29 protein-coding genes are annotated in these 25,925 nt (G+C 62.7%); 15 read left to right on the forward strand and 14 right to left on the reverse strand.

Features of this window, described 5'->3' with window-relative positions; all coding sequences use genetic code 11:
• Positions 1–53: 53 nt before the first annotated feature.
• The 3 genes from BMX62_RS03160 to BMX62_RS03170 are packed head-to-tail and all read left to right on the forward strand — an operon-like array spanning position 54 to position 2,023.
• Positions 54–302 carry a BolA family protein gene (locus BMX62_RS03160; RefSeq protein ID WP_090204035.1) on the forward strand — a complete coding sequence of 83 codons (249 nt, stop codon included), beginning with the start codon at positions 54–56 and terminating at the stop codon, positions 300–302.
• Positions 303–362: 60 nt separating this feature from the next.
• Complete coding sequence (locus BMX62_RS03165) at positions 363–1,148, forward strand: tRNA 2-thiocytidine biosynthesis TtcA family protein (protein WP_143339647.1); 786 nt, start codon at positions 363–365, stop codon at positions 1,146–1,148.
• Positions 1,148–2,023 (forward strand): lysophospholipid acyltransferase family protein, encoded by an 876-nt coding sequence (locus BMX62_RS03170; protein ID WP_420795800.1) that lies wholly within the window; start codon positions 1,148–1,150, stop codon positions 2,021–2,023. The genes BMX62_RS03165 and BMX62_RS03170 overlap by 1 nt, the downstream gene beginning before the upstream one ends.
• Here BMX62_RS03170 and BMX62_RS03175 read toward each other — a convergent pair.
• Positions 1,920–2,291, reverse strand: coding sequence for a PilZ domain-containing protein (locus BMX62_RS03175; protein WP_090204041.1), 372 nt, complete (start codon positions 2,289–2,291; stop codon positions 1,920–1,922). The genes BMX62_RS03170 and BMX62_RS03175 overlap by 104 nt on opposite strands.
• Before the next feature lie 242 nt (positions 2,292–2,533).
• Here BMX62_RS03175 and BMX62_RS03180 point away from each other — a divergent pair, with 242 nt between their 5' ends.
• Together BMX62_RS03180 and BMX62_RS03185 are read left to right on the forward strand one after the other, a co-directional pair.
• Positions 2,534–2,854, forward strand: coding sequence for a c-type cytochrome (locus BMX62_RS03180; protein WP_090204238.1), 321 nt, complete (start codon positions 2,534–2,536; stop codon positions 2,852–2,854).
• Positions 2,855–2,875: 21 nt separating this feature from the next.
• Positions 2,876–4,171 (forward strand): NAD(P)/FAD-dependent oxidoreductase, encoded by a 1,296-nt coding sequence (locus BMX62_RS03185; protein ID WP_090204044.1) that lies wholly within the window; start codon positions 2,876–2,878, stop codon positions 4,169–4,171.
• A 51-nt stretch (positions 4,172–4,222) separates the two neighbouring features.
• Here the strand turns inward: BMX62_RS03185 and BMX62_RS03190 are convergent, their stop codons facing one another.
• Together BMX62_RS03190 and BMX62_RS03195 are read right to left on the reverse strand one after the other, a co-directional pair.
• Positions 4,223–4,423 carry a YdcH family protein gene (locus tag BMX62_RS03190; protein ID WP_202906194.1) on the reverse strand — a complete coding sequence of 67 codons (201 nt, stop codon included), beginning with the start codon at positions 4,421–4,423 and terminating at the stop codon, positions 4,223–4,225.
• A 154-nt stretch (positions 4,424–4,577) separates the two neighbouring features.
• A complete protein-coding gene (locus BMX62_RS03195; RefSeq protein WP_090204047.1) occupies positions 4,578–5,561 on the reverse strand; it encodes a cache domain-containing protein in 984 nt (327 codons plus the stop codon).
• Between the two features lie 112 nt (positions 5,562–5,673).
• Between BMX62_RS03195 and BMX62_RS03200 the strand changes: the two genes are divergently transcribed.
• On the forward strand, positions 5,674–6,174 hold the full coding sequence (locus BMX62_RS03200) for a Fur family transcriptional regulator (RefSeq protein ID WP_238375830.1): 501 nt from the start codon (positions 5,674–5,676) through the stop codon (positions 6,172–6,174).
• Between the two features lie 18 nt (positions 6,175–6,192).
• Here the strand turns inward: BMX62_RS03200 and BMX62_RS03205 are convergent, their stop codons facing one another.
• Positions 6,193–6,933 (reverse strand): ferredoxin--NADP reductase, encoded by a 741-nt coding sequence (locus BMX62_RS03205; RefSeq protein WP_090204051.1) that lies wholly within the window; start codon positions 6,931–6,933, stop codon positions 6,193–6,195.
• Positions 6,934–7,089: 156 nt separating this feature from the next.
• Between BMX62_RS03205 and BMX62_RS03210 the strand changes: the two genes are divergently transcribed.
• Together BMX62_RS03210 and BMX62_RS03215 are read left to right on the forward strand one after the other, a co-directional pair.
• On the forward strand, positions 7,090–7,908 hold the full coding sequence (locus tag BMX62_RS03210) for a TatD family hydrolase (protein ID WP_090204055.1): 819 nt from the start codon (positions 7,090–7,092) through the stop codon (positions 7,906–7,908).
• Positions 7,905–8,642: a tRNA threonylcarbamoyladenosine dehydratase gene (locus tag BMX62_RS03215; protein ID WP_090204059.1), complete on the forward strand. Its 738-nt coding sequence runs from the start codon at positions 7,905–7,907 to the stop codon at positions 8,640–8,642. Before BMX62_RS03210 ends, BMX62_RS03215 begins: the two co-directional genes overlap by 4 nt.
• A gap of 2 nt (positions 8,643–8,644) precedes the next feature.
• Here BMX62_RS03215 and BMX62_RS03220 read toward each other — a convergent pair whose 3' ends face one another.
• The 5 genes from BMX62_RS03220 to glyQ are packed head-to-tail and all read right to left on the reverse strand — an operon-like array spanning position 8,645 to position 13,645.
• Positions 8,645–9,328 (reverse strand): protein tyrosine phosphatase family protein, encoded by a 684-nt coding sequence (locus BMX62_RS03220; RefSeq protein WP_238375831.1) that lies wholly within the window; start codon positions 9,326–9,328, stop codon positions 8,645–8,647.
• On the reverse strand, positions 9,321–10,088 hold the full coding sequence (locus tag BMX62_RS03225) for a lysophospholipid acyltransferase family protein (protein WP_090204066.1): 768 nt from the start codon (positions 10,086–10,088) through the stop codon (positions 9,321–9,323). The genes BMX62_RS03220 and BMX62_RS03225 overlap by 8 nt, the downstream gene beginning before the upstream one ends.
• Entirely contained in the window at positions 10,081–10,635 is a 555-nt protein-coding gene (gmhB, locus tag BMX62_RS03230; RefSeq protein WP_090204071.1) for a D-glycero-beta-D-manno-heptose 1,7-bisphosphate 7-phosphatase, read from the reverse strand. The genes BMX62_RS03225 and gmhB overlap by 8 nt, the downstream gene beginning before the upstream one ends.
• Positions 10,632–12,704: a glycine--tRNA ligase subunit beta gene (gene glyS, locus BMX62_RS03235; protein WP_090204075.1), complete on the reverse strand. Its 2,073-nt coding sequence runs from the start codon at positions 12,702–12,704 to the stop codon at positions 10,632–10,634. Before glyS ends, gmhB begins: the two co-directional genes overlap by 4 nt.
• A 20-nt stretch (positions 12,705–12,724) precedes the next feature.
• A complete protein-coding gene (gene glyQ / locus BMX62_RS03240) occupies positions 12,725–13,645 on the reverse strand; it encodes a glycine--tRNA ligase subunit alpha (RefSeq protein ID WP_090204079.1) in 921 nt (306 codons plus the stop codon).
• 216 nt (positions 13,646–13,861) lie between these two features.
• On the opposite strand from glyQ, the gene BMX62_RS03245 reads away from it, so the two are divergent.
• From BMX62_RS03245 to ntrC, 4 genes are all read left to right on the forward strand, one after another.
• On the forward strand, positions 13,862–15,013 hold the full coding sequence (locus BMX62_RS03245) for a cation diffusion facilitator family transporter (protein WP_090204246.1): 1,152 nt from the start codon (positions 13,862–13,864) through the stop codon (positions 15,011–15,013).
• Between the two features lie 228 nt (positions 15,014–15,241).
• A complete protein-coding gene (gene glnA / locus BMX62_RS03250; protein WP_090204084.1) occupies positions 15,242–16,651 on the forward strand; it encodes a glutamate--ammonia ligase in 1,410 nt (469 codons plus the stop codon).
• Between the two features lie 181 nt (positions 16,652–16,832).
• The gene (gene glnL / locus BMX62_RS03255; RefSeq protein WP_090204249.1) at positions 16,833–17,900 is read left to right on the forward strand and encodes a nitrogen regulation protein NR(II); all 1,068 of its coding nucleotides are present in this window, start codon (positions 16,833–16,835) and stop codon (positions 17,898–17,900) included.
• Complete coding sequence (gene ntrC / locus BMX62_RS03260; RefSeq protein WP_090204088.1) at positions 17,893–19,308, forward strand: nitrogen regulation protein NR(I); 1,416 nt, start codon at positions 17,893–17,895, stop codon at positions 19,306–19,308. The genes glnL and ntrC overlap by 8 nt, the downstream gene beginning before the upstream one ends.
• Before the next feature lie 6 nt (positions 19,309–19,314).
• Here ntrC and BMX62_RS03265 read toward each other — a convergent pair whose 3' ends face one another.
• Positions 19,315–20,262, reverse strand: coding sequence for a dihydroorotate dehydrogenase (locus BMX62_RS03265; RefSeq protein WP_090204095.1), 948 nt, complete (start codon positions 20,260–20,262; stop codon positions 19,315–19,317).
• Here BMX62_RS03265 and BMX62_RS03270 point away from each other — a divergent pair.
• Positions 20,261–20,731, forward strand: a complete 471-nt coding sequence (locus BMX62_RS03270; protein ID WP_090204099.1) for a tRNA (cytidine(34)-2'-O)-methyltransferase — start codon at positions 20,261–20,263, stop codon at positions 20,729–20,731. The genes BMX62_RS03265 and BMX62_RS03270 overlap by 2 nt on opposite strands.
• Positions 20,732–20,736: 5 nt before the next feature.
• On the opposite strand, the gene BMX62_RS03275 is transcribed toward BMX62_RS03270, so the two are convergent.
• From BMX62_RS03275 to BMX62_RS03290, 4 genes are all read right to left on the reverse strand, one after another.
• Positions 20,737–21,738: an NAD(P)H-dependent glycerol-3-phosphate dehydrogenase gene (locus tag BMX62_RS03275; RefSeq protein WP_090204101.1), complete on the reverse strand. Its 1,002-nt coding sequence runs from the start codon at positions 21,736–21,738 to the stop codon at positions 20,737–20,739.
• 12 nt (positions 21,739–21,750) lie between these two features.
• Entirely contained in the window at positions 21,751–22,275 is a 525-nt protein-coding gene (secB, locus tag BMX62_RS03280; protein ID WP_090204104.1) for a protein-export chaperone SecB, read from the reverse strand.
• Between the two features lie 107 nt (positions 22,276–22,382).
• Positions 22,383–22,811 (reverse strand): rhodanese-like domain-containing protein, encoded by a 429-nt coding sequence (locus BMX62_RS03285; RefSeq protein WP_090204106.1) that lies wholly within the window; start codon positions 22,809–22,811, stop codon positions 22,383–22,385.
• 106 nt (positions 22,812–22,917) lie between these two features.
• Complete coding sequence (locus BMX62_RS03290) at positions 22,918–23,223, reverse strand: ArsR/SmtB family transcription factor (RefSeq protein WP_090204109.1); 306 nt, start codon at positions 23,221–23,223, stop codon at positions 22,918–22,920.
• 151 nt (positions 23,224–23,374) lie between these two features.
• Between BMX62_RS03290 and BMX62_RS03295 the strand changes: the two genes are divergently transcribed.
• Positions 23,375–24,559, forward strand: a complete 1,185-nt coding sequence (locus BMX62_RS03295) for a murein hydrolase activator EnvC family protein (RefSeq protein ID WP_090204112.1) — start codon at positions 23,375–23,377, stop codon at positions 24,557–24,559.
• Between the two features lie 30 nt (positions 24,560–24,589).
• A complete protein-coding gene (locus tag BMX62_RS03300) occupies positions 24,590–25,897 on the forward strand; it encodes a S41 family peptidase (protein WP_090204115.1) in 1,308 nt (435 codons plus the stop codon).
• Positions 25,898–25,925 lie beyond the last annotated feature (28 nt).

Consider the following 25,925-nt stretch of genomic DNA (forward strand, 5'->3'; position numbering starts at 1 on the left):
GGAGGATGCGAGCCATTCCCGACCCGAAGGCCGGGAGTTCTCGCGCAAAAATAATGACCCCAGAACAGGTACACGCACTGATCGCCAACGGTCTGCCCGACGCCCAGGTCACTGTCAGCGGCCAGGAGGGCCATTTTGAGGCCCTGGTGATCTGCAAATCCTTTGCCGGACTCAGTCGCCTCAAGCGGGAACAGAAAGTCAACGCCACCGTCAAGGAAGCAATCACCAGCGGCACCCTGCACGCCCTGTCCATTCGCCCCATGACACCGGAAGAATGGGCACAGAAACACCCGGATACCTGATTTTGCAGCGGTTTTATGGGATAAATCCCGCCCTTCAGGTTCAACATCCGGGTGGTTTTCATGCAAGCTTCAGCTGTTCAGGTGCCCCGCTCCCTGATCCGGGATGCCGGTCGCGCCATTGGCGATTTTCGGATGATCCGGGATGGGGACCGGGTGCTCCTCGGCTTGTCCGGTGGCAAGGACTCCCTGACCCTGCTCCATCTGTTGCTGTATTTTCAGCAACGGGCGCCGGTGCGTTTTCAGGTGGGTGCCGTCACCATTGATCCCCAGACCGGCCTGGGTGACAAACGGGCTTTGATGCCTTATCTACAGGCATTGGGCGTACCCTATGCCTATGTCAGCGAACCGATCCTGGAGCGGGCAGAAAAACATCTGGATAACCGCTCCTACTGCGCCTTCTGCTCCCGTATGCGGCGGGGACTGATTTATCGCACGGCTCGACAACAGGGCTATAACGTCATCGCACTGGGCCAGCATCTGGATGATCTGGCGGAAAGTTTTCTGATGAGCGCCTTCCACGGAGGCCGCCTTAAAACCATGAAAGCCCATTATCTGATTGAAGCAGGTGATTTGCGGGTGATCCGTCCCCTGGTCTATGCCCGGGAGCGGCGCATCCGTGACTTTGCACATCAGGCAGCATTGCCCGTCATGGAGGAAAACTGCCCCACCCGTTTTGGCAAACCCACCCAAAGGCCCCACATGAAGGCACTGCTGGCCCAGGAAGAACAGGCCAATCCGGATCTGTTTAAAAGTCTGATACGCACCCTGACCCCGCTGATGTCGGTGGGACTGAATGAGGCGATCGGGACGGATGCCCTCAAGGACCGGGTTTCCCAGGCAAAATGATGACGTTCCTGATTCGTCTGCTGTTCACCCTGCTGGCCCGGTTGCCCCTGCCGGTGAATCATGCCCTGGGCGCTCTGCTGGGCTGGCTGGCCTGGATACTGCCCACCGAGTTGCGCCGTATTTCCCTGATCAATCTCAGGCTCTGTTTCCCGGAACGGGATGCCCGCTGGCATCGTCAGATTGCCCGCCAAAGCCTGATGGAAACCGGCAAGGCGCTGACAGAAGCCCCCTGGCTCTGGCAAGCCGGAGCCGCCCGCATCCAGAGTCTGGTGATGGACAAGGAAGGTGAAGACCATGTTCACGCAGCATTGCAACAGGGGCGAGGGGTGCTGCTGGCCTCTCCCCATCTGGGAAGCTGGGAGTTTGCCGGACTCCATGCCGCCTGTCTGGGCCACCTGACCACCCTGTATCGTCCCCCTCGACTGGCGGCCCTGGATCGCCCCCTGCGTGAAGCCCGGGCGGCTACCGGCTCTCGTCTGGTGCCCATCACCCTCAGTGGTATCCGGGAGGTCCATCAGGCCCTGGCCCGAGGTGAGCTGGTGGGGCTGTTACCAGACCAGACGCCCAAAGGTGCCCGGGGTGTATTTGCCCCTTTCTTCGGCCACCCGACCCTCACCATGACCCTGATCAACCGGCTCGCAGCCTCCCGACAGGTGCCGGTCATCCTGGCCTTTGCCCAGCGGCTACCCAGAGGACAGGGCTATCGCTATCGCTGCATTCCCCTGCCGGATACCCTCCATGGGGATGATCCCCAGCAGGCCGCCACCGCGGTCAATCAGGCCGTGGAAACCCTGATCCGGCTCTGTCCCGAGCAATATGTCTGGAGCTATCGTCGTTTTGCTGCCCGCCCGGCCGGCACCCCTCGTCCTTACTGACAAGAAACTCCACCGCGACCCCATGAGGCAGGCAACGCACCACCCGGGCACTGACCATGGGGGGTAATTCCCCGTCCCCCAGGGCATCACAGAGCCGCATTTTCACCTGCTCACCCGGATTGGGCAGATCCCCTTTGGGGATGAGGAGCAAGGCGCCACCCCCACTGAGGTCCAGCACGGGCACCCTCCGGGGTGAGGCACCTGTGCGATACAGTTCCACCATGACTTCCAACGGCACCCGCGGATGCCTGCGTTGATCCTGGCCCATAGAAACACCCTACGCCTTGTATGCCATCGGTATGGAAGGACTCATGCTTTTGAGTTCTTATATCCAGATTATTCTGTATTGGCGGCATGAGCCAACGCAAATATATATTGGTGCCCTATCCTGCCCTCAATCGCCGGATAAAAACAAAAATATTGATTTAAATCAAAATTAAATGTCTTAAAAATCAATTATATACCTTATGGTTATCCCGCTCACACGCTAAAAACAGGACAATGAATTTCATGCGGCATCATCTGCTACGCCTTTCCGGCGGCGCCCTCACCCTTGCCCTGGCCGGTCTGGGGCTGAGCCAGACAGCCACCGCCGACGTCGTCTCCCGGGGCGCCCTTATGGCCACCACCTGCTATGCCTGCCACGGCACCGATGGCCGGAGCAGCGGCACCATTCCCAGCATTTACGGTTATCCCACGGAAATCATGGTGGCCCAGATGCTGGCCTTCCGCGATGGTACCCGGCCCAGTACGGTCATGGATCGCCACGCCACAGGCTATACGGACGAGGAAATCCGACTCATCGCCGAGCATTTCAGCACCCTGCGCTAAGTCCAGTAAGGATATATATTAATGACAACACAGATATCACGCAGACATTTCCTTCGCGCTCTGGGTGCCGGGGGAGCGGCCACCGCTCTGGCTGCCTGTGGCACCCTGTCCGATAGCCGCAAGACCAAGGGGCAGGTGGTGGTGGTGGGTGGCGGATCGGGGGGAGCCACTGCCGCCAAATACCTCAAGCGGTTTGATCCCAATCTGGATGTGGTGTTGATTGAGCCCATACCCCGCCATTACACCTGCTACGGCTCCAACTGGTATCTGGGGGGACTCACCCGGATGGACCGTCTGGCCCAGACCTTTACTGTGTTACGGGACACCCACGGTATTCAGGTGATCCATGACACGGTGACCGCCATCGACCGGGATAACCACAAGGTGCATCTGGCTGGCGGAGATCGTCTGAGCTATCAAAAGCTGGTGCTCTCACCGGGCATCGATTTTCGCTACGATGCGGTGGCCGGCTACGGCCCTGAAGTGGCCGAGACCATTCCCCATGCCTGGAAGGCTGGTCCTCAGACCCAGACCCTGCGCCGCCAACTGGAAGCCATGCCCGACGGCGGAGTCTTTGTCATGGTGGTGCCGGGCAATCCGTTTCGCTGCCCGCCTGGCCCCTATGAGCGGGCCAGTCTGGTGGCCCATTATTTCAAACAGCACAAACCCCGATCCAAAATCATCATCCTGGATAACAAGGAAACCTTCTCCAAGCAGGGTCTGTTCATGGACGGCTGGCAACAGCTCTATGGCAACATGATCGAATGGGTACCCAGTTCCCAGGGAGGGCAGGTGGAAGAAGTCGACGCGGCAACCCGGACGGTCTATGCAGACGGCGGGCTGACCCGGTTTCAGGCGGATGTCCTGAATTTCATCCCTCCCCAGGAAGCTGGCCGGATTGCCGTGGAATCGGGCCTGACCGGGGCGACCGGCTGGTGCCCGGTGAACCAGCTCACCTTTGAGTCGGCAATGGACCCGGATATTTTCATCATCGGTGATGCCAGTATTGCCGGACAGATGCCCAAATCCGGCCATTCTGCCAATACCCAGGGCAAGGTGGCCGCCGCCGCCATCGTCCGCACCATGGCGGGTATGGAGATGCTGGCCCTGTCCACGGTCAATACCTGCTACAGCCTGGTAGGGCCGGAATATGGCATCAGTATTGCGGCAGTCTATCGCTACAGCGATGGGGAAATTACCGGTGTGCCGGGTTCCGGTGGCGTCAGTCCTGCCGATGCCAGTCTTCATTTCCGCCGTCAGGAAGCCCGCTACGCTCAGGGCTGGTACGACAGCATTACTGCCGATATCTGGGGATAAGAAGCAACGCATCCTGAACCGTAAACCAATCCCCGTCTGCGGGCGGGGATGTCAGGCGTTGAGGTCCGGTATCAGCCGGCTCTCCAGGCGGGCGATGGCGTCCTTGAGTTGCAGCTTGCGCTTTTTCAGCCGGGTCAGACGAATCTGGTCGATGAACGGCCCCTCCGCCAGGCGTTGAATGGCATCATCCAGGGCGCGATGTTCTTCCCTGAGTTCAGTGAGCACGCTGCACAGGGGGTCCTGTTCTTCTATATCCACTGACTTGGCTGCTCCGAGTTTGATGACACTTTGGCGGGCGAGCAATCAGAACGATCGCAGAAGCTCAGCTCCGGTATTTTGAAGCCGCAGACTATTGTGGCATCACCGGCAGCGGTACGCCACCGCTGGTATCCATCGGTTGCCAGGATCAACGTCGCGGAAACAGGGGGCGGGTCAGCCTTCTTACGGCCAGGGTCATCAACAGCAGCCCCATGATCCCCACCAGCATGTTTTGCCACTGGGCCAGCTTCATCTGCCGCTGGGCCTGGGTGACATCGGTGATCACCACGGCAATGACCCGATGGCCGGCCCTGTCTTCCAGCAGCAGATAGGGCATCAGTTCCATTTGCCGCCCATCGTCCAATTGCCCATGGGTTACGGTTGCCGATTTCAGGATGGCCGGCATGGCCGACGCCAGCAGGGGTTCAAGCTCGTCCCGGCGGGTCATGCCCAGTAACTGCCCGGCATCGGTCAAAGCCGCCCCTGTGCGCTGCGGCGCCACCTGGAACAGGGCCATGTCCAGACCACCGGAGAGGGTATGAAAGGACATCAGCAACGAGGTCACGGGCTGGGCCAGGGTCACCGCCCCCACGGTTTGCCCCATGGCCAGCACCGGGGTCACCGCATAGCTCAAACAGTCCCATTTGCAATCCACGAAGGTACTGGATGTGTCGATCAACAGCGCCTGATCCACCGCCTGCCATAATTGGGCCGGAGGATCATAATGGGTATGGATCAGTTGGGCCTGCACCAGGAACTGGCCATGAATATCCAGAAAACCCGCCATGACCAGATGGGTATCCGTTTTAAAATCAGCCCAATGGGCTGAAAACAACCGCCCCAGTTCCCCCGGGTCCCCCTGCTGCAACGCTTGGCGCAGGCCGGACAGGGAAGGAATCAAATGGGCCTGGGTCAGCAGATCCCCTTCAAGCTGGTGCAACAGGGCCTGTAGCTGCTGCTGATGCCGGGACTGGTCCAGGGTACGCCATGCCTCATACTGACGCTGTAGATTGTGGTGATTAAGGGTGGCAAAGGCGACAGATAACCCCGTCAGCAGAAGACTGAACACCAGCCATAGCGTCCACTTGAAGATCAAGGCAGTATGCCGTGGAGTATCGCCGGGAATCTTCATTCGAATTTTGAAAAAGTCTCGTTATTCAGCGGTGGAGGCGGCCACTGCCCCCCGATCCAAAGCAGGTTATGCTATATCCCCATAGCCCAATACGCCACCGGAGGACGTTCCGTTGCATACTCACCCCCTGGGTATTATCGACCCGGCCCATGACCATGACCGCTGTATCAGTACGGCTCTGAGCCGGGCTGAATATCTGTGTCGCAAGCGGGGTGTGCGGCTCACCCCCCTTCGACGCCGGGTGCTGGAACAGATTTGGCAAAGCCATGAAGCGGTGAAAGCCTACGAACTCATCCACCGGATGAGTTCGGAGGATCATACGGTCAAACCACCCACGGTCTACCGGGCTCTGGATTTTCTCCTGGCCCAGGGCCTGATCCACCGGGTCGAAAGTCTCAACGGATATGTAGGATGCACCGACCCGGAACATGAACACCACTATCTGCTGCTGATCTGCCGGGATTGCGGTCTGGTTATCGAGGTGGAAAACCTCGTCATCCAGCAGGCCCTGGTGGAACAGGCCCGCCGACAGGGTTTTGAACTGGAACGGCAGGTTCTGGAGGGACACGGACGCTGTGCCCATTGCCGGGACCGGGATCGCCCCATGAGCTGAGGCGGGCCACGGGACGTTTTACCAGTAATTTTCCGTGGTGATGTGCCCCGGCTCACGGCGGCGGTTGCGGGTCATGCCACGCGCCTTGAGCACCGCGGAGGTATCTTTCACCATATCCGGGTTACCGCAGATCATCACCTGGGCCGCATCCGGGGTCAGGGGCAGCCCTGTATGCCGCTCCAGCAGGCCCGATTCAATGGCGGCAGGAATGCGTCCGGGCAAGGCACCTGGATGGGCCTCCCGGCTGACGAAGGGGACAAACTGAAACTGATCGCCATGATCAAGGAAGGTCTGGATGGTGTCCTGGTAGGTCAGTTCCTCGGCGGTGCGTACTGCATGCACCAGCACAATGCGCTCAAAACGCTGCCAGGGGGCCTCGGTCTTGAGTATGGACAGATGGGGCCCCAACGCGGTGCCGGTGGCGAACATCCACAGCACCTGGCCGTCGGGTACTTCTTCCAGGGTATAAAAGCCGGTGGCCTTGGCCATCACCTCCACCCCATCCCCCGGAGACAGGGTCACCAGATGACGGGTGAGCGGCCCTTCCGGCACGGTAATGAAATAAAAGTCCAGTGGCCGTTCATCCGGGGCATTCACATAGGAATAGGGACGGGCCACCCGCTCCCCATCCACCATCACCGCCAGCCGGTTGAACTGACCCGCCCTGAAGGGGTCCACGGGCGCCTCGATCCGCAGGGAGTAAAGCCGCTGTGTCCAGCGCTTGAGTTCCACCACCTCGCCATTGAGCCATCCAGCCATGGTTTTACCCTTCGATAGGTCCATAAAATGGTTGCGAAAAGATCAATTCGATCAGCGTCGGATTGATCTCCTGTCACCCATAAGGTGCCGCCCTGGAAAAAATTTTTCAACACCAGCGGACATGGGTTTGTCTCTGCTCACCCACGGAGTGAAATCATGCTCATCGACAGCCACTGTCATTTCGATGTGCCGGCCTTTGACCAAGACCGGGCAGATTGCCGGCAACGGGCCCATGAAGCCGGGGTGCAGGCCATGATTCTCCCGGCCATCACCCGCGCCGGCTGGCCACGACTCAGAGCGGTGGCCGCCGCCGACCCCAGTCTGTATCCGGCCTATGGCCTGCATCCGGTCTATCTCCATGACCACCGGCCCGAAGATCTGCAAGCCCTGGATGACTGGCTACATCGGGAACCGGCGGTGGCCGTGGGAGAATGCGGCCTGGATTTTTTTGTTCAAGGGCGGGACGAAAAAGCCCAACATGCCTGGTTTGTGGCCCAGTTGGATCTGGCCCTGAGCCATGACCTGCCGGTGATTCTCCATGCCCGGCGGGCAGTGGATCAAGTGACCCAGGCGCTGAGACAACGACCGGGCCTGAGGGGCGTGGTGCATAGCTTTTCCGGTAGCCGGCAACAGGCGGAAAAGCTGCTGGAGCTGGGATTTTTTCTCGGCCTGGGCGGCCCCGTCACCCATCCCAGGGCGCAGCGTCTGCGGTCACTGGCGGCCTGGGTGCCGGCCCAGGCCCTGCTGGTGGAAAGCGATGCCCCCGACCAGCCGGGACAGGCCCACCAGGGACAGCGCAATGAACCGGCCTGGCTGCCGGAGGTGATCCATGCCCTGGCCCGGCTCAGGGATGAATCCCCCCAGGAGATGGCCCGTATCACCCGTGATAACGCCATCTGCCTGTTCCGGCTGGACAGGCCGGCCCCCATCGCCGATGATCCGCCCCTGAGTCATCGGCCCCGGACAACACCTTGAGCCATTCCAACCCCCTTCACGAACGCACCGAACTGCTGATCGGACCGGCGGGCCTGGAACGACTGGCCCGGTGCCATGTTTTCATTGCCGGCCTGGGCGGGGTGGGTGGCAGCGCCGCCGAGGCCATCGCCCGTGCCGGCATCGGCCACATCACCTTGCTGGATCACGACCAGGTCGGCCCCTCCAACATGAATCGTCAACTGGTGGCCCTGCACTCCACCCTGGGCCGCCCCAAGGCCGCAGTGATGGCAGCGCGGATCCAGGACATCAATCCGGCCCTGACGGTGGTGGTGCAAGAGGATTTTCTGACCCCGGACAATGTGGCAACCCTGTTGCCGGCGGATGTGGACTATGTGCTGGACTGCATCGACTCCATTGCCTGCAAGGCGGCTCTGGTCCATTGCTGCCAGCAGCGGGACGTGCCGGTCATCTCCAGTATGGGCGCAGGCGGTCGCCTGGATCCGACGGCGGTGGGTATCGGCCCCCTGGCCAGCACCGAAAAATGCCCTCTGGCCAGGGAAATGCGCAAGCGACTGCGCCGCCTGGGGGGGCATCTGGATTATCCCGTGGTCCATTCCACCGAAACCGCCATCAAGGGCACCGAGCATCGGCCCATCGAAGGGGCCGTGGCCGGTCGCCCCCGGGCGGTCAACGGCACCATCGCCTATATGCCCAATCTGTTTGGCCTGATGCTGGCGGGACAGGTGATCCGGGACCTGCTCTCCCGGTCCTGACCCTATTCCCGGCGCAGCATCCGGTCCACCAGGGCATCCGCCACCCCTTGGGGCCGAAAGGCCTGCTTCAGGGCCTGGCGGTCATAACGGGTATCCACCCATTCCAGCAGGCTCATGGGGACCATGGCCGTATCCTGCAGATAAACCTCAAAAAAATGATCCAGCAGACCGGTCTTGGCCCAGCGATAATGAAAATAAGGCCATAGACGCAACTGCCCTGTCCGGGTCAGGGGGACTCCCTCCATCCAATGCAGATACAAAGTCCCCATCAACCCGGCCCGATCCGCCCCGGACTTGCAATGAAACCAGACCGGATAGGCGATGCGATGGAGCAGGTCATGGGCCTGGTGAATCGCCTCCGGGGTGGGCAAGTCCCGGGAATGGAGCTTCAGATGATGCAACGCCACCCCCAGGCGTTCACAGGCATCCACCTCCAGGGCCAGCATGGGATTGTCCGGGTCTTCGCCCCGCAGATTCACCACCGTGCGGATACCGTAACGGGGAATACGTTGATGAAGATGACGGGGAGACGGCTGCCCCGAGCGCCAGGCCCGATGGGAAATCCGGTGGAAATTGGACAGGCCGTATTCCCTCACCCAGCCATCGTCCCGCCATAGGGCCTGCAGATAGGTCCGGCGCCGCCCGGATCGGGTGCCCAAATCCCAGTCCTGGGGTCTCTCAGACACGGGATTGTTCCACATCCGAGCCGGCCAGCCCGCACAGTGCCCCGGCGCGGGATTCGATCCAGGTTTGGACATCCTTCATGATGGCCTCGGGCTTTCTGCCCTCGGTGGGGATGGGCGGTCCGATCTCCACCTGGATGGTCCCTGGATATTTGATGAAGCTGTTGCGGGGCCAGAACAGCCCCGCATTATGGGCCACCGGGATCACCGGCCGACCACTGCGGGCCGCCAGCACCGCCCCGCCCACCTTGTAACGGCCCTGATGGCCGGGTGGCGTGCGGGTGCCCTCGGGAAACAGGACCACCCACAATCCCCGGTGAAGCCGATCCAGCCCCTGGGCCACCAACTGATCCATGGCCTTGCGACCGGCGGCCCGGTCCAGGACGATGGGTTCCAGCATGCCGATGGCCCAGCCGAAGAAGGGGATGCGCATCAACTCCTGCTTGAGTACCCACACCTGGGGCGGAATGAACTGCTGCAGGGCCAGGGTCTCCCAGGCCGACTGATGCTTGCACATCAGTACCCGGGCCTCACCGCCCAGATGCTCGGTGCCGGTCACGGTGTAACGCAGCCCGCAGGTCAGTGTCAGCCACCACAGGTTGAAGCGGGTCCACTGGGACAGCACCCGGAAACGACCGTGCCATTTCAGCGGCAGCAGCAGAGGGCTCAAAAGGGCGAACAGCACCGTGGACAGGGCCAGCCCGGTCCAGAACAGGCTCGCCCGCAAATACAGTACAGGTGTTGGCGGGACAGGTTCAGGCATGACGTTGATCCCATTGGGTCAGCAGATATTCCACCACCTCGGCCAGATCCGCAAACACCGGCGTGCCCGCCGGCACCCGCCCCTCATCCAGCGCCTTGAGCCCATTGCCCGTCCGCACCAGCATCGGGGTACAACCGGCGGCGGCGGCGGCCTGGAGATCGCGCGGAGAATCGCCCACGGCAGGAACCCCGGCCAAGGGCACGCTGAATGCCCGGCCGATCCGTTCGAACAGACCCGGCAGGGGCTTGCGGCAGTCACAACCCTCGTCCGGACCGTGGGGACAGTAAAAGATCCCGTCGATGCGCCCTCCCAGGGGCACCAGTGCCGCTTCCATGCGCCGGTGGATGGCCCGCAGGGTGGGCAGATCGAACAGCCCCCGGGCCAGGCCCGACTGGTTGGTGGCCACCGCCACGCACCAGCCGGCCCGGTTCAGACGGGCGATGGCCTCCAGGCTTCCGGGCAACGGCACCCATTCCGCCGGTGACTTGATGTAGTCGGGGGAGTCCCGGTTGATGACCCCGTCCCGGTCCAGGATGACCAGCTTCACGGCAGCCGGGACAGGTCCGCCACCCGCAGGAACAGCCCCGCCAGACGATTGAGCAGCGCCAGCCGGTTATCCCGCAGGGCCGGATCCTCGGCCATCACCATCACCTGATCGAAGAAGGCGTCCACGGGACCGCGCAGGGCCGCCAGTCGGGTCAGGCCCTCGGTGTACTCGCCCGCGTCCAGATGGGCAGCCACCGCCTCCCGTAACCCCTCTAGGTGGCGATGCAGATCCTGCTCCGCCGACTCCGCCAGCAGGCGGGTGTCCACCCGGTCGGGCAGGCCGCCCTCCACCTTGCGCAGGATGTTGTGAATGCGCTTGTGCGCCGCCGCCAGGGCCTCGGCTTCCGGCAGTCCCAGGAAATGCTCCACCGCCCGCACCCGGCGGTCGAAATCCAGGGGACGGGTGGGCCGCACCGCCAGCACCGCCTCGAACACCTCGGGGCGGATACCCCGGTCCAGGTAATAGGCCCGCAGGCGCTCCATCACGTACTCCAGCACCTGGGGCACGGCCGGGACGGCGGGCACCCGGCCCTCGTAGCCTTCCGCGCTCTGTTGCAGCAGGGTCTCCAGATCCAGGGGAAGCTCCAGTTCCACCAGGATGCGCAGCACCCCCAGGGCGGCCCGGCGCAGACCGAAGGGGTCCTTGGCGCCGGTGGGCTTCTGGCCGATGGCGAAGATCCCCACCAGGGTATCCAGACGGTCCGCCAGGGCCAGCACCCGACCCACCGGATTGGCTGGCAGGGCATCCCCCGCGTGGCGGGGCAGATACTGTTGTTCCAGGGCCGCGGCCACCGCCTCCGGCTCACCGTCATGGGCGGCGTAGTAGCGCCCCATGGTGCCCTGCAGCTCGGTGAACTCGAACACCATCTGGGTCTGCAGGTCGCACTTGCTCAGCAGGGCGGCCCGGCGGGCCTGATCGGGATCGGCCCCCATGTCCCGGGCCAGCAACCCCGCCAGACGCACCACCCGCAGGGTCTTGTCGTGCAGGCTGCCCAGCTTGTGCTGGAACACCACCGTCTTGAGGGCCTCCAGATGGCTCTCCAGGGGACGGCGGCGATCCTGGTTCCAGAAGAATTCCGCGTCGGCAAAGCGGGGCCGGATCACCCGTTCGTTGCCCTCTCGCACCCGATCCGGCGCCCGGGAGTCCACGTTGCTGATGGTGATGAAGTGGGGCATCAGGCGCCCGTCCCCGTCCACCACCGGGAAGTATTTCTGGTTGTCCTGCATGGTGGAGATCAGCGCCTCCTGGGGCACTTCCAGGAAGCGGGCCTCGAAGTGGCCCACCACCGCCACCGGCCATTCCACCAGGGCGGTCACCTCGTCCAGCAGATCCGCCTCGATCACCGCCCGACCGCCCAGCTCGGCGGCGGCGGCCTCCACCTGGCCGCGAATGGCGGCGCGACGGGCCTCAAAATCCACCTTCACCCAGCCCTGGGTCTCCAGCAGCGGGGCATATTCGGACGGCGCGGACAGGGCCAGGGTCGCGGGGTGATGGAAGCGATGCCCCCGGGTCTCGCGCCCTGCCGGGATGCCCAGGATGGGGGCCTGGATGACCTCGGCACCCAGCAACATCACCACCCAGTGCACCGGACGCACGAATTCTGCATCACCATCCCCCCAGCGCATGCGCTTGGGAATGGGCAGGGCCGCCAAAGCGGCCTCGACAATGGCGGGCACCAGGGCGGCGGTGTCACGCCCCGGCTCCAGGTGACGGTGCACCAGCCAGGCGCCCTTGTCCGTTTCCAGACGCGCCAGGTCGGTCACCGCCACGCCGCGGGAGGCGGCAAACCCCTGGGCGGCACGGGTGGGGTTGCCCTGGGCATCGAAGGCGGCGGCCAGGGCCGGCCCCCGGCGCTCCATGGCCTGATCCGCCTGGCGCGGCGGCAGGCCCCTGACCCATACCGCCAGGCGGCGGGGCGCGGCATAGGCCACGTGGTCAACGGGGTCAAGGCCGGCATCCGCCAGCCCCTTGACGACACCGTCCGCAAAGGCATCCCGCAGCCCCTTGAGGGCCTTGGGCGGCAGCTCTTCGGTGCCGATCTCGATCAGAAGATCCTGTATTTCGCTCATGATGTTGATCCAGTCCCAGGTCAGGTGCGTTCGGCCTTGGCCGCGTCGGGGAGCATGGGGAAACCCAGCTGTTCACGGGCGGCGTAGTAGGCCTCGGCGACGGCGCGGGCCAGTTCACGCACCCGCAGGATGTAGCGCTGCCGCTCGGTGACGGAGATGGCGCGCCGGGCATCCAGCAGGTTGAAGGTATGGGAAGCCTTGAGCATCTGCTCGTAGGCCGGCAGGGGCAGGCCCTGGGCGATGAGGTACTTGCTCTGTTGCTCGCAGGTCTCGAACCAGCCGAACAGGGAAGCCACATCGGCATGCTCGAAATTGTAGGTGGACTGTTCCACCTCGTTCTGGTGGTAGACGTCACCGTAGGTGACCACACCCTGGGGACCCCGGGTCCAGACCAGGTCGTAGACACTCTCCACCCCCTGCAGGTACATGGCGATGCGCTCCAGACCGTAGGTGATCTCGCCGCTTACCGGCCGGCAGTCCAGGCCGCCCACCTGCTGGAAATAGGTGAACTGGGTCACCTCCATGCCGTTGAGCCAGACCTCCCAGCCCAGGCCCCAGGCGCCCAGGGTGGGGGATTCCCAGTTGTCTTCCACAAAACGGATGTCATGGATCAGGGGGTCAATGCCCAGGACCTGCAGGGAACCCAGATAAAGTTGCTGGATGTCCGGCGGCGAAGGCTTGAGCAGCACCTGATACTGATAATAGTGCTGCAACCGGTTGGGGTTTTCCCCGTAGCGGCCATCGGTGGGACGGCGGGAGGGCTGCACATAGGCGGTGCGCCAGGGTTCCGGGCCAATGGCCCGCAGGAAGGTGGCACAATGGAAGGTACCCGCTCCCATTTCCATGTCGTAGGGCTGGAGCAGCACGCAACCGTGGCCCGCCCAGTAGTCCTGCAGGGCCAGGATGAGGCCCTGGAAGGTAGAGACGTCGTGAGAAGACATGAGGATCGACCCGAGTGATTCGTGGATGGCGCGACCCCGAGCATGGGTCGTGCAAAGCCTGACAGTATAACGGCGGCCGGTGGCGGGCGCCCAGTCCCCCGGATGACTGCCCCATCTCCAGAGGATGGGGGGGGAAGTGGGCATGCTGGTGGATTTGGGCTTACAATGGCGCCCCACGAAACCGCGCCCACCCGGGCCAAGATCAACGAGGCCCTCATGTCAGCCGGGCTCCCCAGCGAACAGCGTTATCAGGCCATGCGCCGTGTCACCCTGGTGGGTGCCATGACCAACCTGACCCTGGCAACGGCGCAGATCATCGGCGGCTGGTTCAGTCATTCCCAGGCCCTGATCGCCGACGGGGTGCATACCCTCTCCGACCTGGCCAGCGATTTCATGGTGCTGTTTGCCGCCCGCAAGGCCAACGAGGCAGCCGATGCCAACCATCCCTATGGTCATGGGCGCATCGAAACCCTGGCCACCGTGGTTGTGGGTCTGGTACTCGCCGGTGTGGCCGTGGGCATCATGGCCGATGCCGCCCGACGCCTGCTCAACCCGGAAGAACTTCTCAGCCCCACTCCCCTGGCCCTGATCCTGGCGGCGGTGGCCATCGTTGGCAAGGAGGCCCTCTACCACTACACCATGCGGGTGGCGAAAAAGGTTCGCTCCCGGATGCTGGAGGCCAATGCCTGGCACCACCGCTCCGATGTGGTCTCCTCGGTGGTGGTGCTGGCAGGGGTGGGGGCCACCCTGGCCGGCCTGCCCTTCATGGACGCCGTGGCAGCCATCCTGGTGGCCCTGCTCATCGGCCACATGGGCGTCAAACTGATCTGGAACAGCGCTCAGGAACTGATCGACACCGGAGTGGAAACAGAAGAACAGGAACGGATGCTGGAGGCGGTACGCCGACTGGACGGCATTTTGGGGGTTCATGGTCTGCGCACCCGGCGCATGGCGGGCACCCTGCTGGCAGATGTCCATGTGCAGGTCGCGCCCTGCATCAGCGTCTCCGAAGGCCATCACATCGCCGATGCTGTCTGCGTGGCCATGCACGGGGTTCAGGACGAACTGGGGGATATCCTGGTCCATATCGATCCGGAGGATGACCAGCAGGGCGCCCCCAGCAGCCATCTGCCCAACCGCACCGAAATACTCCAACGCCTGCATACACAGTGGCATGACGTCCCCCCATCCCGGTATGTGGACCCGGTGGTGATCCATTATCTGCGGGGACAGGTGCATCTGGAGTTGCAGTTACCTCTACAGGCCTTTGCCAGCCTGGCAGAGGCCGAAGCCGCTGCCCAACAACTGGTGGCAGCAAGCCTGAGAGCGGAGGATGTGGGTCAGGTGCAGGTTCTGTTCCGATATTGACCCCTGGATAGGGATATTTTGCCCTTTTTTAGGGCAAAACCAATAAAAACGCACTAAGATTGTGCATACAATCATCGGATAGGCGCCGCAATTCATCCCCGAAAGGTCTTCACAATCCCATTCAAGACCATGGCACACTTCATGCTTGCCATGGTTGACTGAATTGAACACCCCCCGTGGGGGGCCGTTTCAACAGGCCGCTCTCATTACAAGCCCGGAGGAGTACCCATGTCAGCAGTAGACGTTCTGAATATGATCAAGGAAAACGGCGTCAAGTTCGTCGATTTCCGCTTTGTGGACAGCCGCGGCAAGGAACAGCATGTGACCGTGCCCGCCCACACCGTCGATGAGGACGTGCTGGAAGGCGGCAAGATGTTCGACGGCTCCTCCATCGCTGGCTGGAAGGGCATCAACGAATCCGACATGATCCTCATGCCCGATGTGGGCACCGCCGTCATGGACCCCTTCTTTGACGAGCCCACCCTGAACCTGCGCTGTGACGTGGTGGAACCGGCCACCATGCAGGGCTATGACCGTTGCCCCCGCTCCCTGGCCAAGCGCGCCGAGGCCTATCTGGCCAGTACCGGCATCGCCGACACCTGCCTGTGGGGTCCGGAAAACGAATTCTTCGTCTTTGACGACATCAAGTGGGGCAACTCCATCCAGGGCGCCTTCTTCAAGATTGACTCCGACGAGGCCTGCTGGAACTCGGAAAAAGTGTTCGAGGACGGCAACATCGGCCACCGCCCCTCGGTGAAGGGCGGCTACTTCCCGGTCCCCCCGGTGGACAGCCTGCAGGATTTGCGTTCCGCCATGTGTCTGGTGCTGGAGGAAATGGGCCTCAAGACCGAAGTGCACCACCATGAAGTGGCCACCGCCGGCCAGTGCGAAATCGGCGTCGGCGCCGACACCCTGACCCGCAAGGCCGACGAGGTGCTGATCCTCAAGTACGTGATCCAGAACGTGGCCCACAACTACGGCAAGACCGCCACCTTCATGCCCAAGCCCCTGGTGGGCGACAACGGCAGCGGCATGCACGTACACCAGTCCCTGTCCAAGGACGGCCAGAACCTGTTTGCCGGCGACAAGTACGGCGGCCTGTCGGAAATGGCACTGTATTACATCGGCGGCATCATCAAGCATGCCCGCGCCCTGAACGCCTTCACCAACGCCTCCACCAACAGCTACAAGCGCCTGGTGCCCGGCTTCGAAGCCCCGGTGATGCTGGCCTACTCCGCCCGCAACCGTTCTGCTTCCATCCGGATTCCGTGGGTCTCCAGCCCCAAGGCCCGCCGCATCGAGGTGCGCTTCCCCGACTCCACCGCCAACCCCTATCTGGCCTTCTCCGCCATGCTGATGGCCGGCCTGGACGGCATCCAGAACAAGATCCATCCCGGCGAGGCCATGGACAAGAACCTGTACGACCTGCCCCCCGAAGAGGAAAAGCAGATCCCGCAGGTCTGCCATGCTCTGGATCAGGCCCTGGAAGCCCTGGACAAGGATCGGGCCTTCCTCACCGCCGGCGGTGTGTTCACCGACGACATGATCGATGCCTACATTGATCTGAAGATGGAAGAAGTGACCCGTCTGCGCATGACCACTCACCCGGTGGAGTTCGATCTGTACTACAGCTTGTAATTTCGCTGCACATTACACCGCTGAAAAGCACCCAAACCCCCGGCAAGCCGGGGGTTTTTTTCAGCTTCCTTTGCACCATCATGGTGCATGCTATGCTCCAAAGGTGCCGGTATGGGCGGGTGATTGCGCGATTCCCATGGGCGGCATGACTTTGGTTCATTTTTTGCAGAAGGGAATCCGTATGCCCCTGGATCACACCCTGCATCGACAACTGCTGGAGACCCTGACCACCGCCGTCCTGGTGGCGGATGATCGGTTGTGCCTGATTTATATGAATCCCGCCGCAGAAATGCTGATGGAAATGAGCCTGAACCGGGTTCGGGGGCTGCCGATCTGCGGCCTGTTCCGGGAAGATGAAACCTTCATTGCCAGCCTGCAACAATCCCTTCACACCGGACACCCATTCACCGAACGGGAACGGTTGCTGGGGCTGCATTTTGGCCGGGAGGTGACGGTGGACCTGACCGCTTCCCCCATTTCCGAACCGGGACAGACCAGACAGCTGCTGGTGGAACTGATCCAGGTTGACCGGCAACTGCGCATCACCCGGGAAGAGCAGCTGCTCAATCAGCAGTCCGCCACCCGTGCCCTGGTCCGGGGACTGGCCCATGAAATCAAAAATCCCCTGGGTGGGCTGCGGGGCGCGGCCCAGCTTCTGGAACGGGAACTGCCGGAACCGGATCTGCGGGAGTATACCCGGATCATCATTGGCGAAGCGGACCGCCTGCAAAACCTGGTCAACCGGATGTTGGGGCCCAACAGCCTGCCCCACTGCCGCCCCCTGAACATCCATCGGATTCTGGAGCATGTCCGCAGCCTGGTGAGTGTGGAGGCCCCGGAAGCAGTCCGTATCCGTACCGATTACGATCCCAGCATCCCCGAGGTCAATGCCGATCAGGACATGCTGATCCAGTCGGTGCTCAACATCGTGCGCAACGCGGTTCAGGCCCTCGGTGACAGCGGAGAAATCCGCCTGCGGACCCGGGTCCGACGCCAGTACACCATCGGTCAGATCCGCCATAAGCTGGTGGCCCTGATCCAGGTGATCGACGACGGGCCGGGTATTGCCGACGACATCCGCGAGCGCATCTTCTTTCCCATGGTCTCGGGTCGCGCCGGCGGCACGGGGCTGGGGCTCTCCATCGCCCAGTCCCTGATCAATCAGATGGGCGGCCTGATCGAGTGTACTTCCCGTCCGGGGCAGACGGTGTTCTCGCTGCTGATCCCCGTGGAGCTGATGGATGACTAGACGTGAACATATCTGGGTCATTGATGACGACCGATCCATCCGCTGGGTGCTGGAGCGGGCCATGAACAAGGCCGGTATCGAGGTCACCTCCTTCACCTGCGCCGCCGAGGCCCTGGAATGCTTCGAGCATGACGTGCCGGACGCCCTGGTGACGGACATCCGCATGCCGGGCATGGACGGCCTGGAACTGCTCAGCCGGCTGCAGCGGGAACACCCGGAGCTGCCGGTGATCATCATGACCGCCCACTCGGACCTGGAAAGTGCAGTCTCGGCATATCAGGGGGGCGCTTTTGAATACCTGCCCAAGCCCTTCGACGTGGACGACGCGGTCTCGCTGGTGAAGCGGGCCTGCCAGGCCCGGCGGGAGCGGGGCCGGGAGGAACCCTCCGGCAACAGCAAGACCCCGGAGATCATCGGCGAGGCACCAGCCATGCAGGAGGTGTTCCGCGCCATTGGCCGCCTGTCCCGCTCCAACATCACCGTCCTCATCAACGGCGAATCGGGCACCGGCAAGGAACTGGTGGCCCATGCCCTGCACCGCCACAGCCCCCGGGCGCACATGCCCTTCATTGCCCTGAACACCGCCGCCATCCCCAAGGATCTGCTGGAATCGGAACTGTTCGGTCACGAGAAGGGGGCCTTCACCGGCGCCCAGAGCGCCCGGCGCGGACGCTTCGAGCAGGCGGATGGCGGCACCCTGTTCCTGGACGAGATCGGCGACATGCCGGCGGAATTGCAGACCCGGTTGCTGCGGGTATTGGCGGACGGCGAGTTCTACCGGGTCGGCGGGCACATGCCGGTGAAGGTGGAAGTGCGCATCATCGCTGCCACCCATCAGAACCTGGAAAGCCGGGTCCAGGAGGGCCTGTTCCGGGAAGACCTGTTCCATCGGCTGAACGTGATCCGCATTCACGTCCCGGCCCTGCGGGAACGGCGCCAGGACATCCCCCTGCTGCTGAATCATTTTCTGGGCACTGCGGCGGCGGAACTGAACGTGGAACGCAAGGTGCCGCTGCCGGAGGTGCTGGATTACCTGACCGCCCTGGACTGGCCCGGTAACGTGCGCCAGCTGGAAAACCTGTGCCGCTGGCTCACGGTGATGGCCTCGGGACGGGAAATCCACGTCAATGATCTGCCGCCAGAACTGCACGAACGCTCCGGCAATACCCACGGCGGTGGCTGGGAGGAAGAACTGGCCCACTGGGCCGAGCAGGAACTGGCCCGGGGCAATGCGGCCCTGCTGGACCGGGCCACCCCCGCCTTTGAGCGCATCATGATCCGGGCGGCGCTGAAAAAGACCGGCGGACGGCGGCAGGATGCCGCCAAACTGCTGGGCTGGGGGCGCAACACCCTTACCCGCAAGATCAATGAACTGAACATGGACGCCGGTGAGGACCTGGGGGCATAAAGCCCCTCAGTTCAGCTGCAGGGCCCCGGTCAGCTCCGACACATGGCCCAATCCATGGCGTTTGAGGTAATCCTGAATGCCCTGGTTGATCTTCTGGCACAGCAGCGGATCGTAGAACAGTCCCGTTCCCACCCCGACTGCTGTGGCCCCCGCCAGCAGGAATTCGATGGCATCGGTGGCACTGGCCACCCCGCCCTGACCGATGATGGGCACCCCGTGGGGTTTGGCCACCTGATAGACCTGATGCACCCGCAGCAGGGCCACCGGCTTGATGGCCGGGCCGGACAGGCCGCCCTGATTGTTGCCGATCACGGTACGGCGACGCTCGGCATCAATGGCCATGCCCATCAGGGTGTTGATGGCAGAAAAAGCATCGGTGCCGGCCTCGATGCAGCGGCGGGCGTTGGCGGCGATGTCCGTCTGATTGGGGGACAGCTTGGTGATCAGCGGCTTGCCGGTGACCTTGCGGCAGGCCGCCACCACCCGGGCGGACATGTCTGGATCATTGCCGAAGGCCACCCCGCCTTCCTTCACGTTGGGGCAGGAGATGTTGATCTCGATGGCATCCACCAGGGAATCGTCAAAACGGCGGGTGACCTCGATATATTCCTCGATGGTGGAACCGGAGACATTGGCGATGAAGCGGGTCTCGTCATAGTCCAGACCGGGCAGGATCTCATCCACCACGAAGTCCACTCCGGGGTTCTGCAGGCCGATGGCATTGAGCATGCCACCGGGGGTCTCGTAAACCCGATGAGGGGCGTTGCCCGGACGGGCCTGCCCGGTGGTGCCCTTGAGACAAATGGCACCCACATGGCGATTGGAGAAACCCGCCACCCGGGTATACTCCTCGCCAAACCCCACGCAGCCCGAGAGCAGCACCAGGGGGGAGGCCATGGAAAGCCCGCAAAAATCAATCGCAAGGGCCTGTTTAGGGGAAATATCGACTGGCATGTTTCACATCGTCCTGTATCAACCGGAGATACCGCCCAACACGGGTAACGTCATGCGTCTGGCGGCCAATAGCGGCTGCCGGCTGCACCTGATCCACCCGCTGGGGTTCACGCTGGATGACACGCGCCTACGGCGCGCAGGGCTGGATTATCGGGATCTGGCTCCGGTGACGGAGTATGACAGCCTGGAGGCCTTCTCGGAAGCCGTACAGCCGCAACGGGTGTTCGCCCTGTCCACCCGGGGCAGCCGGATTTACAGCGAGGTGGCGTTCCAGCCGGGGGATGCCATGCTGTTTGGCCCCGAAACCCGGGGCCTGCCGGATGGGGTGCTGGAGCACCTGCCCGGGGAGCAACGCCTGCGCATCCCCATGGTGCCGGGAAGCCGCAGCCTCAACCTGTCCAACGCGGTGGCCGTGGTGGTGATGGAAGCCTGGCGGCAGTTGGGTCACTCCGGTGCCGCCGTGGGCTGAACGGATCAGAACTCCGGCTTGGGGTCCCGGCTCAGCAGCGCTTCCACCGCCGCCGTCGGCGCCAACCCCTCATAGAGGACACGGTACACCTGCCGGCAAATGGGCATATCCACCTCCAGGGCCGCCGCCTTGGCCACCGCCACCCGGGCCGTGCGTATTCCCTCCACCGCCTGACCGATGGCGGTCACCGCCTCGTCCATCCCCTGCCCCTGGCCCAGGGCCAGACCGAGGCGACGGTTGCGGGACTGATTGTCGGTACAGGTGAGCACCAGATCACCCAGGCCCGACAGACCCATCAGGGTCTCGTTGCGGGCACCGGTGGCGACCCCCAGACGCATCAGCTCCGCCAGTCCCCGGGTGATCAGCGCCGCGCGGGCATTGGCGCCGAAACCCAGGCCATCGGACACCCCGGCGGCAATGGCCAGCACATTCTTGAAGGCGCCGCCCAGCTGCACCCCCACCACATCGTCGCTGGTGTACACCCGCAAGGTGCCGCCCGCCAGCCAGGCACGGGCATCCTCGGCAAAGACCGGGTCCGGCGATGCCAGGGTCAGCGCGGTGGGCAGACCCCGTCCCAGCTCGGAAGCAAAGGAAGGACCGGAAGCCACCCCCCAGTGCACGTCACCGGGCAATGCCTCCAGCACCAGCTCATGGAGCCAGCGGGTGGTTTCCAGATCCAGCCCCTTGGTGGCCCACACCAGCCCGCGCCCCGAAAGCCGCGGAGCGATACGGTGCAGGATGTCCTGAAAGCCGCTGCTGGGCACGGCCAGCAGCACCCGGTCGGCCGTGGACACCAAGGCATCGAGATCATCCACGGGGGTGAGGGTTGCGGGAAACGGGGCATCCGGCAGATAGCGGACATTGCGACCGGCGGCCCGCATCTCCGCCATCCGGCCACCGTCACGGCCCCACAGACCCACCTTCAGCCCCTTGCGGGCAAGATGAATGGCCAGTGCCGTCCCCCAGGAACCGGCCCCCAGCACCGCCACATGACGCACATCACCCATGGACACACAAACTCAGTTCAGGGATGTCGGCGCAGCACCGGCATCACCCCCCTGGGCTGCCTGCTGCTCTTGTTGCATTTTCTGCGCATAAAGGGCATCGAAGTTGACCGGGGCCAGCAACATCTGCGGAAATCCACCACGGGTGACCAGATCGGAAATGGCCTCGCGGGCGAAGGGGAACAGCAGGTTGGGGCAGTACGCCGCCAATAGCGGTCCCATCTGATCCTGGGGGATACCCCGCAGCACAAAGGCGCCGGCCTGCTTGACTTCCACCAGATAGGCCGGCTTGTCCTGGGACTTGGTGGTCACCGTCACCGTCAGTTCCACCTCGAACAGGCCGTTTTCATCCAGAGGCCGGGCCTGGGAGTTAAGCTGCACCTGGGTTTCCGGCTGCCATTCCCGGGTGAACACTGCGGGAGAATTGGGGGACTCAAAGGAGATATCCTTTACGTAGATCTTCTGCAGTCCGAATTCCTGCTGTGGCTGAGTCTGGGCGGCGCCATCGGTGCCAGGGTTCGGGGTCTGATTTTCCGTCATGGATCACTCCAGTTGATTGAATCCGGGTTGTTGCAGGTTGTGCAGGATGGGGGTTCAAACAGGGCCGGCCCCCTGAAAACCATCAGGGGGCAACTTGGATCAATGGCCTATTTCTTGCTCAGGGGCAGGCCGGCTGATTCCCAGGCCAGTACCCCCCCCTGCAGATTGATCACTTTTTCAAAACCATTTTTAACCAGGGTGTTGCAGGCCTGGCCGGAACGGGCGCCGGTCTGGCAATAGACGATGACCGTCTTGTCCTTGAATTTGCTGATCTCGGTCACGCGGTCCTTGAACTTGGTCAGGGGAATGTGGCGTGCCCCGGAGATTTTGCCGGTCTTGCGTGCCTCGGCCTCCTCACGCACGTCCACCACCACATTTTGATCCTGGTTCATGGCTCGAACCACATCAGCCGGTCCCAGCATTTTGTACTTTCTCGTCAGACGAGTGTATTCGGTATAACCAATGGCGCCGACAACGGCCGCCAACAAACCGAACAGAAGAGGATGATTGGCAACAAACTCCAGGTATTGGTCCATGGGGCGCTCAAGACTCGTGAATCATTGAAAGGGCGCATTCTGCAGCCATGTGCCCTTATGGGCAAGTCGGGTGACGCTGGTGGCGGGGGTAAATGGGGATAAATGATTACAGGGGCCGGCAAAAGACCTCCTGCATCATGCCCACCAGACGCAGGGTGCGGGCATCGCTGACCCGATAGTAGACCCGGTTGGCAGACTTGCGGGAGGTCAGAATATTCTTGTCGCGCAGAACGGCCAGATGCTGGGATATATTGCTCTGGGAGGTGCCCACGTGATCGACGATTTCCTGCACGCTCACTTCCTGGTTGCCCAGGATACAGAGGATTTTAAGACGCAGGGGATGGGCCATGGCCTTGAGAAAATGGGAGGCACGCTCGATGTCTTCTTCCTTGGTCAGAAGGTCTGGGATCATGTCGGGTACTGGATTCACGGTCGCTGGGAGCCTCGCCTGGGTGATCGCCGGGCAATATCGTCAGTGGAGCAATCGGGGTAGTATGGGTATTGGGTGATTTGATTATGATCTTTATCAAAAATATTGCAAAGACCCTCAGTGGCGACTGGCCATGACCAGTCGGCTATGGGGTCTGGCCCTGTCTTTGCTGATCCCCTTGCTGCTTCTGCCCACCGGGTTGATGGCAGGTCCCGAGCGGGAGGAGGCGGTGCGTCGACTGGAACAGGTCCAGCAACAGATTCGGACGGTGCGGGAACGGCTGGAAGCTGCCCGGGGAGAACAGGGACGACTGGAGCGGCAGTTGCGGGAAACGGAGCAGGCCATGGCGCAAACTGCCCGGGAACTGGCCGAAACTGAAGCGGCACTCACCGCCACCGCAGCCCGCCTGCGCACCCTGGAGCGGCAGCAACGGGATGAAACCACCCGACTGGAGGCCCATCGCAATGCCCTGGCAGAGCAGATGCGGGCCGCCCATCGCATGGGCCAGCAGGATCGCCTGAAACTGCTGCTCAATCAGGAAGATCCCGCCCGTATCAGCCGTTTGTTGATCTATCACGATTATTACCAGCAGGCCAGACAGGCCCGGATCGAAGCCACTGTCCAGGCGCTGGCAGACCTGACCCAAACCCGCCGCCAACTGGATTTGACCCGATTACACCAGACCGAACAGCGCCGTATACTGCTGGCCCAGCAGCAACGACTGGAACAACAACGGACAACCCGCACCGGGGTACTCGACAAGTTGCGCCAGGAGATTGCCGGGGCCGACACATCCCTGGCCCGCCTGCGGGCCGATGAGGACACCCTGGAAGCATTGCTCAAGACCCTGGACGAAATCCTCAGTGACATCCCCGACCATGCCCTCACGGACCACGCCTTTGCCGACCGCCAGGGTCAGTTACCGTTTCCCGTGCGCGGCCCGTTGCTCCATCGTTTCGGTAGCCCCCGCGATAGCGGCACTGGCCGGCGCTGGCAGGGGGTGGTCATCGGTGCCAGGGAAGGGGAACCGGTACGGGCCATCTACCCTGGCCGGATCGCCTTTGCCGACTGGATGCGGGGATTTGGGCTGCTACTGATCATCGACCACGGTGACGGCTACATGACCCTGTACGGCCACAATCAAACCCTGTACACCTCACCGGGGGCCTGGGTGCAGGCTGGAGACCTGATTGCCAGGGTTGGCGACACCGGCGGGATTGATCGCACCGGCCTGTATTTTGAGATCCGCCACGAAGGTACCCCGCTGAACCCTGGTCAATGGTGCGACTCTAAGCTCCCAGTGGTAGGCTCTCGCTAACAAGCGCATCATATTCGGAGTTCACATCTTATGACCACTCAAACCCGCGTCGGTGCCGGCCTGTTAATGGGCCTGATCCTGGGTGTTGCCCTCAGCGTCTCTTTTGGCGTCATGGCAGACCGCCATCAGCACGAAGCCGATGCCCTGCCGCTGGAAGAGCTGCGTACTTTCACCGATGTCTACATGCGCATCAAGCGCAACTATGTGGAAGAAGTCGAGGACGCCAAGCTGCTGGAACATGCCATTCGCGGCATGCTCTCGGGGCTGGACCCCCATTCCTCCTATCTGACCCCCAGCGAGTTCTCCGAACTGCAGATCGGCACCCGGGGCGAGTTTGGCGGCCTGGGTCTGGAGGTGGGCATGGAGGACGGCTTTGTCAAAGTCATCTCCCCCATTGATGACACCCCCGCCAGCCGCGCCGGCATTCAGGCCGGAGATTTGATCATTCGTCTGGATGACAATCCGGTCAAAGGCATGACCCTCAACGAGGCGGTCAACCAGATGCGCGGCCCCAGAGGCAGCCAGATTACCCTGACGGTCGTGCGGGAAGGCGTGGACCGCCCCTTTGAACTGACCCTGACCCGGGACACCATCCGGGTCCGCAGTGTCCGCAGTGAAATGCTGGAGCCAGGCTTTGGTTATCTGCGCATTACCACCTTCCAGTCCAAGACAGCCCAGAACCTGGTGGAAGAAGTCCGCAAACTGCAGCGGGAAAGCGGTGGACTCAGGGGGCTGGTGCTGGACCTTCGCAATAACCCTGGCGGCGTACTCAATGGGGCCGTGGGTGTCTCCGATGCCTTCCTCACCGAGGGGCTGATCGTCTACACCGAAGGCCGGGTCAGTGATGCCCAGTTCCGCTATACCGCCTCACCCGGTGACGTGCTCAAGGGCGCCCCCCTGGTGGTGCTGGTCAATCAAGGGTCCGCCTCTGCCTCGGAAATTGTGGCCGGCGCCCTGCAGGACCATCAGCGCGGCATCATCATGGGCACTTCCACCTTCGGCAAGGGTTCGGTACAAACCATCCTGCCTCTGAGTCAGGGCAAGGCCCTCAAGCTCACCACGGCCCGCTACTTCACCCCTTCGGGCCGTTCGATTCAGGCAGAAGGCATCGAACCGGATATCCGGCTGGAGCCGGTGACCGTCACCCGGGCAGAAACACCCGGGATCAAACCCATTACCGAAGCCCATCTCAATCGCCATCTCCAGAGCCGCGAGGGTGACGCCGGGGCCGATGGCAGCGACGGGCAGGACAAGGAACCTCTGGCACAACGGGACTTCCAGCTCCATGAAGCCCTGAACCTGCTCAAAGGGCTGGATATCCTCCAGGCCCGGCGTTAGGGTACGCGCCCCGTGGGAAGGTCGGGCG

Source organism: Ectothiorhodospira magna, assembly GCF_900110965.1.
GTDB lineage: Bacteria > Pseudomonadota > Gammaproteobacteria > Ectothiorhodospirales > Ectothiorhodospiraceae > Ectothiorhodospira > Ectothiorhodospira magna.